General features: G+C 53.0%; 11 protein-coding genes. 6 read left to right on the top strand and 5 right to left on the bottom strand.

Translation table 11 applies throughout. The features are described from left to right. Positions 1-306: 306 nt before the first annotated feature. Entirely contained in the window at positions 307-1785 is a 1479-nt protein-coding gene (gene panF, locus LLF78_02030) for a sodium/pantothenate symporter (GenBank protein ID MCE5201279.1), read from the bottom strand. Next, a complete protein-coding gene (locus tag LLF78_02025; protein MCE5201278.1) occupies positions 1778-2044 on the bottom strand; it encodes a YhdT family protein in 267 nt (88 codons plus the stop codon). Before LLF78_02025 ends, panF begins: the two co-directional genes overlap by 8 nt. Positions 2045-2175: 131 nt before the next feature. Here LLF78_02025 and LLF78_02020 point away from each other — a divergent pair, with 131 nt between their 5' ends. Then, entirely contained in the window at positions 2176-2829 is a 654-nt protein-coding gene (locus LLF78_02020; GenBank protein MCE5201277.1) for a lactate utilization protein, read from the top strand. Positions 2830-2914: 85 nt separating this feature from the next. On the opposite strand, the gene LLF78_02015 is transcribed toward LLF78_02020, so the two are convergent. Further along, positions 2915-3514, bottom strand: a complete 600-nt coding sequence (locus LLF78_02015; GenBank protein MCE5201276.1) for a hypothetical protein — start codon at positions 3512-3514, stop codon at positions 2915-2917. A gap of 153 nt (positions 3515-3667) precedes the next feature. Between LLF78_02015 and LLF78_02010 the strand changes: the two genes are divergently transcribed. Further along, a complete protein-coding gene (locus LLF78_02010; GenBank protein ID MCE5201275.1) occupies positions 3668-3952 on the top strand; it encodes a hypothetical protein in 285 nt (94 codons plus the stop codon). 2 nt (positions 3953-3954) lie between these two features. Here the strand turns inward: LLF78_02010 and LLF78_02005 are convergent, their stop codons facing one another. After that, positions 3955-4170, bottom strand: coding sequence for a DUF3343 domain-containing protein (locus tag LLF78_02005; GenBank protein ID MCE5201274.1), 216 nt, complete (start codon positions 4168-4170; stop codon positions 3955-3957). A gap of 140 nt (positions 4171-4310) precedes the next feature. On the opposite strand from LLF78_02005, the gene LLF78_02000 reads away from it, so the two are divergent. Continuing rightward, entirely contained in the window at positions 4311-4742 is a 432-nt protein-coding gene (locus LLF78_02000) for an OmpH family outer membrane protein (protein MCE5201273.1), read from the top strand. A 127-nt stretch (positions 4743-4869) separates the two neighbouring features. Continuing rightward, entirely contained in the window at positions 4870-5367 is a 498-nt protein-coding gene (locus LLF78_01995; GenBank protein ID MCE5201272.1) for an adenosine-specific kinase, read from the top strand. A 179-nt stretch (positions 5368-5546) separates the two neighbouring features. Here LLF78_01995 and LLF78_01990 read toward each other — a convergent pair whose 3' ends face one another. Beyond that, positions 5547-6929 (bottom strand): sodium:solute symporter family protein, encoded by a 1383-nt coding sequence (locus tag LLF78_01990; protein MCE5201271.1) that lies wholly within the window; start codon positions 6927-6929, stop codon positions 5547-5549. A 153-nt stretch (positions 6930-7082) separates the two neighbouring features. On the opposite strand from LLF78_01990, the gene LLF78_01985 reads away from it, so the two are divergent. Both LLF78_01985 and LLF78_01980 read left to right on the top strand, forming a co-directional pair. Then, positions 7083-7448: a transcriptional regulator gene (locus LLF78_01985; GenBank protein MCE5201270.1), complete on the top strand. Its 366-nt coding sequence runs from the start codon at positions 7083-7085 to the stop codon at positions 7446-7448. Positions 7449-7459: 11 nt separating this feature from the next. After that, a partial coding sequence (locus LLF78_01980; GenBank protein ID MCE5201269.1) for an AAA family ATPase occupies positions 7460-7831 on the top strand: 372 nt, incomplete at its 3' end.

Here is a 7831-nt window from a genome sequence, read left to right as displayed (position 1 = left end):
TTCCCACCGTCTTTCCCGCATGCTTTTGATCAGGAAGGACACTGTTCCTCGAAAGAGGGACATAACAAATCACCATAGTGACTGAACTATTTCGAGTGCGTTTCGAGATCGGGAACCCAGTATGTTGGTATGATACGAGCGACTTCAATATTTTAGAGCCACCGGTTCTCCGCTAAATAACATACAGAGAAGACGAAAAACAGAGGTTTTGAATCCACTAGTAGCAAGAGGTGGGAAAGTTGAGTTAAAAAGACAATGAAAAAAGGACTGGAGGCCGACGGAAGTCAGCCTCCGGATATAAGCCCCTCAGAGATCAAAAATCTTCAGTACTTCAGGGTCTTCCTGCCTTCCAATTAAACTTCCGGCTATGAACAAAGCGGCTGCGATCGACAAAGCAGGGACTATAGCTGTTGTCCCTCCAATGCTCGTCTTTGTTATGTTGAACCAGAAAAAAGAGGCGGATCCGGCAGCCATAGACATAATCGCCCCTGTGGAGTTCGCGCGTTTCCAATATAAGCCGAATATAGTCGGGCAGAAAAAAACGGCCTCAAGTCCGCCGAACGCGAAGAGGTTTATCCAGACCAAAAGGGACGGCGGCTTCATTGCGGCAAAGAACACCAGGATACCCACTATGCTGGTTACCGCCAGGCTCATCCTGCGCACTTTTCTCGGCGTGAGCAGCGAGGTGTCGTTCTTGGCTATGTAATAAAAATATAGGTCTTTTACTATTGCGGCGGAGCACATTATGAGCATGGAGTCTACGGTGGACATGATCGCTGCCAACGGCCCCGCTATGAATATGCCGGCCCAGAAGGGCGACAGAAGGCGCAGCGTCAGAGTTGGGACAGCGAGGTCTCCGACCTCTATGTCCGGCAGCACGGCACGCCCCATCGCTCCTACGAGGTGCATGGAGAGCATCGTGAAGCCAACGACAAATGTGCCTATTATCATCGCGTTATGCATCGACTTTGAATCCCTGTAGCCGAGACACTTTTGAGTCGTCTGCGGAAGGCCGAGTATGCCGAAGCCGACCAGTACCCAGAAAGAAAGTATGAACGGCTTTGGGATGGCGCCCCCTGCTCCGCTGGGTGTGATAAGCGCGGGGTCTATAGACTTCAGCGTTGACATTATGCGGGCAACGCCTCCGCCTGCTGTTATGACTGCTGCCAATATCGCGACAGAGGCGAAGAGCATCATCAGTCCCTGTATCATATCGGTCAGCACGACGGCACGGAAACCGCCGACCGTGGTGTAGATGATCACAGTGAGCCCGAATATGAGCAGCCCGGTCTGATAAGAATAGCCGGTAACAGACTCAAAGAGCCGGGCTCCGCCGATGAACTGCGCGAGCATGGAAGCCATAAAAAAGACAAGAAGCGCGACCGAGGCGAATATAACTACGATATCGCTGTGGTAACGCGCGCGAAGAAAGTCCGTTATAGTAACTGATTTGGTCCGTCTTGCAATTATGGCAAAACGGGTCCCGAGGACACCAAGAGTAAGGAACGCTGTAGGGACCTGTATCATAGAGAGAAGGATCCAGCCCAGCCCGACCTTGTAGGCCACGCCGGGCCCGCCTATGAAGCTGCTTGCGCTTGTGTAGGTCGTGATTATGGCCATGGCGAGCACAAAGCCGCCCATAGAACGGCTGCCGATGAAGTATTCCTCCATGAATCCGGACGTATCCTTTTTTTTATTGGAAATGCTGCTGCCCCATACTGCGATCCCCATGATGAAGACTAAGTAGAGGATCAGGGGGATCACCATCTGAACACGATCAGTCATCGCTTGTCTCCTCCCCGTCGATAGGCAGGTCCTTGAAGAAGAGCCTTACAATTATCCAAAGCAGGATCGAAATGCCTGCGTAGCCGGCTATACAGCTGTAGAAGAACCACTCGGGAAACCCGAAGACGTATCTGTATTCCGACGGGTCATTGCCGAACCCGTATGCGGTCACATACCACCAGACAAAAAAAAGCACGTAAAGCCCCAGGACTATCGCTGTTTCTTTTTTAGCAGTTTTGAGATCCTCACGATATGCCAAAGCGTTGCCCCCTCGTGTTCCCGCCGTTTTACGGCTGCGGCAGCGATGAAAAACATAGACCTTTGCCTGTGGAAACGGTATGATTGTAGCGTAAGATCTCTTTAAAGTTAAGACCGGAAGGGGCGTTATATATGGTGGATATGACAGAGGCCAGGAAGAAAAGTTACGAAGTGCTCGGACGGACAGTCTGCAGGGTGCTCAACTCACATGGTTTTAATGCGCAGTATGTGCCGGACGGAAAGGGGGCGCTCGATGCCGCGCTGAAGCTCATACCGAAGGGCGCCAGTGTGGGGGTCCCTGGGACTGTCACGATACGCGAGATAGGTTTGATACCGGCTCTGGAGGAGCGCGGCTCTAAGGTGGCGGTCCACTGGGATCCTGATCTGAAACCGGAGGACATGCCGGGCAGGTTCATGGAACAGCTCACATCAGACTGGTTTGTAACGAGCACGAATGCCCTCTCTGTGGATGAGGGTGTGTTCGTCAACATCGACGGATCGGGCAACAGGATCGGAGCGATGTCGTGGGCCCCTGGAAAGCTGCTGATCATCGCAGGGATAAACAAACTCGCACCGGATACAGCCTCGGCTCTAAGGCGTGTGAGGGACAAGGCGACACCTCCGAACGTCATCCGCCTCGATGGAGATGCGCCATGCGGTTCCGTCGGGCACTGCATAAACTGCAGCAGTCCGGGGCGCGTTTGCCGTATCGTAATGATGATGGAGCGTCCGCCGATGGGCCGTGAGTGCCACGTTATCATAGCAGGGGAGGATCTTGGGTATTAAAGCTGATCGATCCGCCGGCTGCAGTTTTACGTGCGGTCCCGGCACCCGATCGATTTGCTGCGGCCCTCGCATTTAAGGTAAATTTTCAGTCTGCCGGACTAAGTATGATAAAGGTGCTGTCCCCGTCCGGTCCAAAGTAGCTTGAAACAGCTGCGTAAATGGGTACGGGGCATATTTTCAGCTCGTCGGGGAACCTGAAGAGGACCCTTTTATCGCTCTTGGTATTTATCGCTTTGCTGATTTCCGCCGCGGTCGCCGCGGCGGCGCTGTTGTCGTATACTATGTTTACTGCATTTTTGCCTTTGAATATTTTTGCTTCTATTACAGCCTTTTGCGGGCTTCTTGAATTCCACCCCGAACCGGCCGAGGATCTCAAATATATGCAATCACTTGTTTGTTTTGCGGTGACTTCCAGTACCCAGTTGCCCGGCATAGTCTTGTGGTCGATGATGAGAGTTATATCTCCCGAGCCTATCCGGCTCCACATATCAGGCATATCATTTGTTTTTTCCGCAAGCGTCCTGACCGCAGATACCGCCAGCAGGCGGCACTGTTTTGCCTCATGCGCATTGTAAGCCGATTTTGTCGCTATCCGGTAGCCGATGAATACGAATGAGAGCAACACCATAACGGCGAAGATGGATGCTATTATTTTTTGCGGCGGAGTTAGTCTGTCCTTTGACATAGTGTATATTATACATTCATGCAGTAGTATTGGTGGTAAAATACAAAAGGTGATAAAAAATATGTATAAAAAAATCCTCAAGGACGAGTTTTGGCTCGTCTTCCCCATCTTCAATAGAAAGGAGATAGCCTCTCCTGGGCTGACGGACAAATTATGGATTTTGACAACATACCGAACAAAACCATCAACAGGATATTGACTGCCGCGGCGGTCCTATTCCTGATGTTCTGGGCCTGGAAGTGGTTCGGGCCGGGACATGCGGAATTGCGCGGCAGCGGAGAGGCTGCTGTGCGCGCTGCCGGTTTTGGCTTGATGGATATGGTTTGGATCAGCATTGCGGTCGTCTGCGGGGGATATCTGCTGTGGAGGCTCCTTACCTTCTTATTCTGGCATAAATACTTTAACGATGAAGAACCGCCGGATGATCCGGAGGAATGATCTTATAGCCTGTGATAATCTGTGACCTCGATGCCTTTTTTCAGGACGATGGCCCGGACCATCTCCTCTTTGTCGCACGGATAGCTGCACGCCAGCCCGCAGCTTGCCGAGAGCTGCCGCGGCACCGGGATGATGCGGACGTCAAGGCCTGCGCTGCGGCAGGATTTTTCGAAAAACAGAGCCATGTGCGTAGTGTCGAATGTAGCGAGACATTCCATATAAAATCACCGCCCGGAGAGGTATCTATTGTGCCTTATTCCGCAATTATACGTGGACTTGGAGATTACTGACATGTAAAATTCACTGATTAACTTATTAAGCAACGTCGGTTTTTAATCTTGAGGGGGTAGTGTGTAATATGTTTCTAACCAAAAAAATGGCAGCATGCCTGATTTTAGCGCTGATGTTCTCCTTTGCGGCAGCCGGAGCTGCCTTTGCGCAGGATGTTATAGGCTGTGTCAGTCCTCAGAAGATCATGTTCCAGCACCCTAAATTCCAGCAGGTGCAGAAGCAGATCAAGGATATGGCCGATAGCAAGCAGAAAGAGACCAAAGCCGCGATCGACAAGGAATCAGACGACAAGAAAAAGTCCCAGATCTACCAGACAAAGCGCCAGGAACTTGCAAAGGAAGAGGCAAAGCTCATGGAGCCGATCTTCAAGGACATCAACCTCGCGATACGCACGGTGGCGAACGCCAAGAAGATCACCGTAGTCGTTGACAAGGACGCCGTATTCTACGGAGGGATCGATATTACGGACGCAGTTATTGCCGAACTCAAACGTAAATAGTTTGACCACTTTAAGCATGCTGCGTTAAATTGACAGCAATGGGAGCAAAAAATCAGGACTGCAATGTCCTGATTTTTTGCTATACTGTCCGGAAAGGTATAAATATAACAGACGGAGGTGCACTTTTATGACCGGGGATTTTAAAACAGACATAGTCCGGATAGATATACCGGAGGACTGTAACGTAATAATCGGGCAGAGCCACTTCATAAAGACCGTTGAGGATATGTACGAGGCGCTTGTGACGTCGGCGCTGGCGCTTGAGTTTGGCATCGCCTTCTGTGAGGCGTCCGGCGACTGTCTCATAAGATATGACGGGAACATGGAAGATCTCATCCTGGCCGCTATAAGGAATGCAAAAAAAATCAACGCAGGCCACGTGTTCGTCGTTATGCTGCGTAACGGCTATCCAATCAACGTGCTTGGCCGGATAAAAGACCTGCAGGAGGTCTGTCGTGTTTTCGCCGCCACAGCGAATCCCCTTGAGGTACTTGTAGCCGAGACGGAACAGGGCAGGGGAGTGATCGGAGTGATCGACGGCTCCAAGACCGTCGGCGTAGAGGACGATAACGGCAAAAAGTGGCGCATAAATCTTCTGCGCAATATCATAGGATACAAGAGATAGTTCTTTAGAAGAATAGAGGACTGCGGCTAAGGCATGCCTCAGGAAGCGATCGCAGGGACGGCTGGGCAAGCTGTTAAGGCGTGGCGGCATCGGATGACTGATCTTTAATGTTTCTTCCGCCTTGCTCCTGCAATTGTTTTCCGGCTGTTTGACCGGCTCCTTGGCCGTCTGCCCTGACCTTACCGCGGCTTCCTTATCATGCCGCAAACAACGCACACGCCGGATACGAACAGTCCGGCGAAGAGCGGGTCGCCCGGCGATCCTGTGAAGACCCATCCCAGGGTGCCGGCGAGCCCTCCTGCACTTGAGGCAAGCGCCCATGCCGGGGAAAGGGCTCCGGGTCTCAGCACCGCTATGACAAACGGCAGGAAAGTTCCGGCCCCTCTCAGACCCATGCTGAGATAACTCCATTCAAGTATCATGGAACCGGCTCCGCCTACGCCGGATATGGCCGCGAGCGCAACTATGGCGCCGGCTAGCCCCCTCTGTACGGTGATCTCGCAGTCCCGATGCCTTTCCATAAAGCTCCGCGGGATCAGGTTCTTCGCTATGTTTGTGGAGATCCCCAGAATCAGCCCCGCTGCACAGCCTATGACCGTTATAAGTATCCCGCCCCATATAAGCCCGCCTATAACCGGCGGGAACGTGTCCATAATAAACCACGGCAGGACCTTCTCAGGAAGCATATCTATACCGCGTGCGCGGACGGAGAGTCCTATCCAAGTCCCCAGCAGACCCATCGGCGGCATCAGAACGGCCGAGGCGAACGCCCCGTTCCTTGCTGTCCTCGCGTCCTTTGCCGCGGCAAGGGACTGTATATATATCTGGGTCGTAAAGACGCCGACGACCATCGAGGCAAGGTAGCCAAGTTCGGTGAAGAATCCGCGCCCGAACGGGTTGAACCACGGATGCAGCGGGAGCGCGGATGCGACGGATGCAAAGGTGTTGCCTCGGTAAAAAGTTCCTCCGACGCAAATCAAAAGCACGATATAAAGAAGAAGTATCTTTGCTTTGCCAAGCGTGCTGTAACTTTTCATGCCTCCGGCGGCTATGAAGCCGAGGACAGACAGTGCGGCAAGCAGGGCCGCGCTCCATGCGGACAGCGGGAAAATGCCGCGGAGCATGGCTATGCAGGAGAGGAATTGTGCGCATATCGATATAAACGTGCCGACCGAGGATGAAATAGTGGCGGTGAAAGAGACGGCGCTGCCGTAAAAGCTGTCTCTGCCCCCGTAACTTCCGGCAAGGTAATCGGCTACCGTAGTTATCCCGGAATTTCTCACGGGAACGGCAAAGCGGAGACCCAGCAGCAGACATCCTATCCCCCCGCCCAGAGTGAACCACACTGCCGTCATGCCGCTGCTGTAGGCCATCTGGACCGTGCCTACGGTAGAGGCCCCGCCTACCAAGGCGCCGAGCAGTATGCCCGCCACACCGGCCGAAGAGGAACTTCGTCCGCCGAGGTTATAGTCTCTGCTGCCGGAGCTTCCGCCGCCCATCAGGGTCCCGGCTGCTACGAACGCGCCGAGCGTCAGGAAAGCCGCTGCGTAAAAAGCAAACATAATACAAAAGCCACTTCCTCTCGCGATGCGTATCCTATATTACTCTTTATAGGCCGGTGTGCCAATGATGCACTTGTATTAAAAGGTTTTCTTTGTTATTCTTTAGGCGATAAGGTAATTTTCAGTTAAATTTTTAAGGAGAGGGCGATCATAATGACTTTACGCGAGATCGCGGAATTGCTTGGCGCCGGGAATATAAGCGCCGGCGGCGGATCTGATGAAAAAACAGTGTCTAACGCCTATGCATCTGACCTGATGAGCGACGTGCTTGCCTTCTGTTCACCGGGCTCACTGCTCCTGACGGGGCTTACAAACGCGCAGGTAGTCAGGATCGCGCAGATGCTTGACATGCCCGCCGTCGTCTTCGTAAGGGGAAAGATCCCGCTTGAAGAGACTGTCGGTCTTGCAAAAGAGGCGGGCATTCCGATCCTTCTTACAAAATACAGCCTTTATGAGGCATGCGGCATACTCTATGCTCGCGGGCTCGGACCCTGCTATAAGCCCGACGCAGGGGAATAGGGCATATTGCTATGGCAAAAAAGGAAGTCAGCCGGTTCCGGTGTTCCGAGTGCGGCTATGTAAGCCTTACGATGGTGGGCAGATGCCCTAAGTGCGGCGTATGGGGCTGCATTGAAGAAGAGGCCCCCGTCATTATGACCGGACAGGGCGTGCCGCTTGCGTCGGGGACGGCTCATCCGATTTGCGGACTCGACGTGGCTGAGCAGGAACGTATACCCTCAGGCATCGGGGAGCTTGACCGCGTACTCGGCGGCGGATGGGTGCGGGGCGGAGTTACGCTTTTGGGGGGAGAGCCGGGTGTAGGCAAGTCGACGCTGTTGCTTCAGGTCTGCGCCGAAATGGCAAAAAACGGCAACAGGGTCCTCTACATATCAGGCGAGGAA

Source organism: Synergistaceae bacterium (assembly GCA_021372895.1).
GTDB lineage: Bacteria > Synergistota > Synergistia > Synergistales > Synergistaceae > JAJFTP01.
The sequence above is the reverse complement of the archived record's forward strand: the minus strand, read 5'-3'. Positions and strand labels throughout refer to the sequence as shown.

Bases quoted from the DNA above. Each gene is read 5' to 3' on its own strand.
- LLF78_01995 (MCE5201272.1), top strand. From the start codon at position 4,870: ATGACCGGGGATTTTAAAACAGACATAGTCCGGATAGATATACCGGAG.
- LLF78_02020 (MCE5201277.1), top strand. From the start codon at position 2,176: ATGGTGGATATGACAGAGGCCAGGAAGAAAAGTTACGAAGTGCTCGGA.
- LLF78_02010 (MCE5201275.1), top strand. From the start codon at position 3,668: ATGGATTTTGACAACATACCGAACAAAACCATCAACAGGATATTGACT.
- LLF78_02015 (MCE5201276.1), bottom strand. From the start codon at position 3,514: ATGTCAAAGGACAGACTAACTCCGCCGCAAAAAATAATAGCATCCATC.
- LLF78_01985 (MCE5201270.1), top strand. From the start codon at position 7,083: ATGACTTTACGCGAGATCGCGGAATTGCTTGGCGCCGGGAATATAAGC.
- LLF78_02005 (MCE5201274.1), bottom strand. From the start codon at position 4,170: ATGGAATGTCTCGCTACATTCGACACTACGCACATGGCTCTGTTTTTC.
- panF (MCE5201279.1), bottom strand. From the start codon at position 1,785: ATGACTGATCGTGTTCAGATGGTGATCCCCCTGATCCTCTACTTAGTC.
- LLF78_01990 (MCE5201271.1), bottom strand. From the start codon at position 6,929: ATGTTTGCTTTTTACGCAGCGGCTTTCCTGACGCTCGGCGCGTTCGTA.
- LLF78_02000 (MCE5201273.1), top strand. From the start codon at position 4,311: ATGTTTCTAACCAAAAAAATGGCAGCATGCCTGATTTTAGCGCTGATG.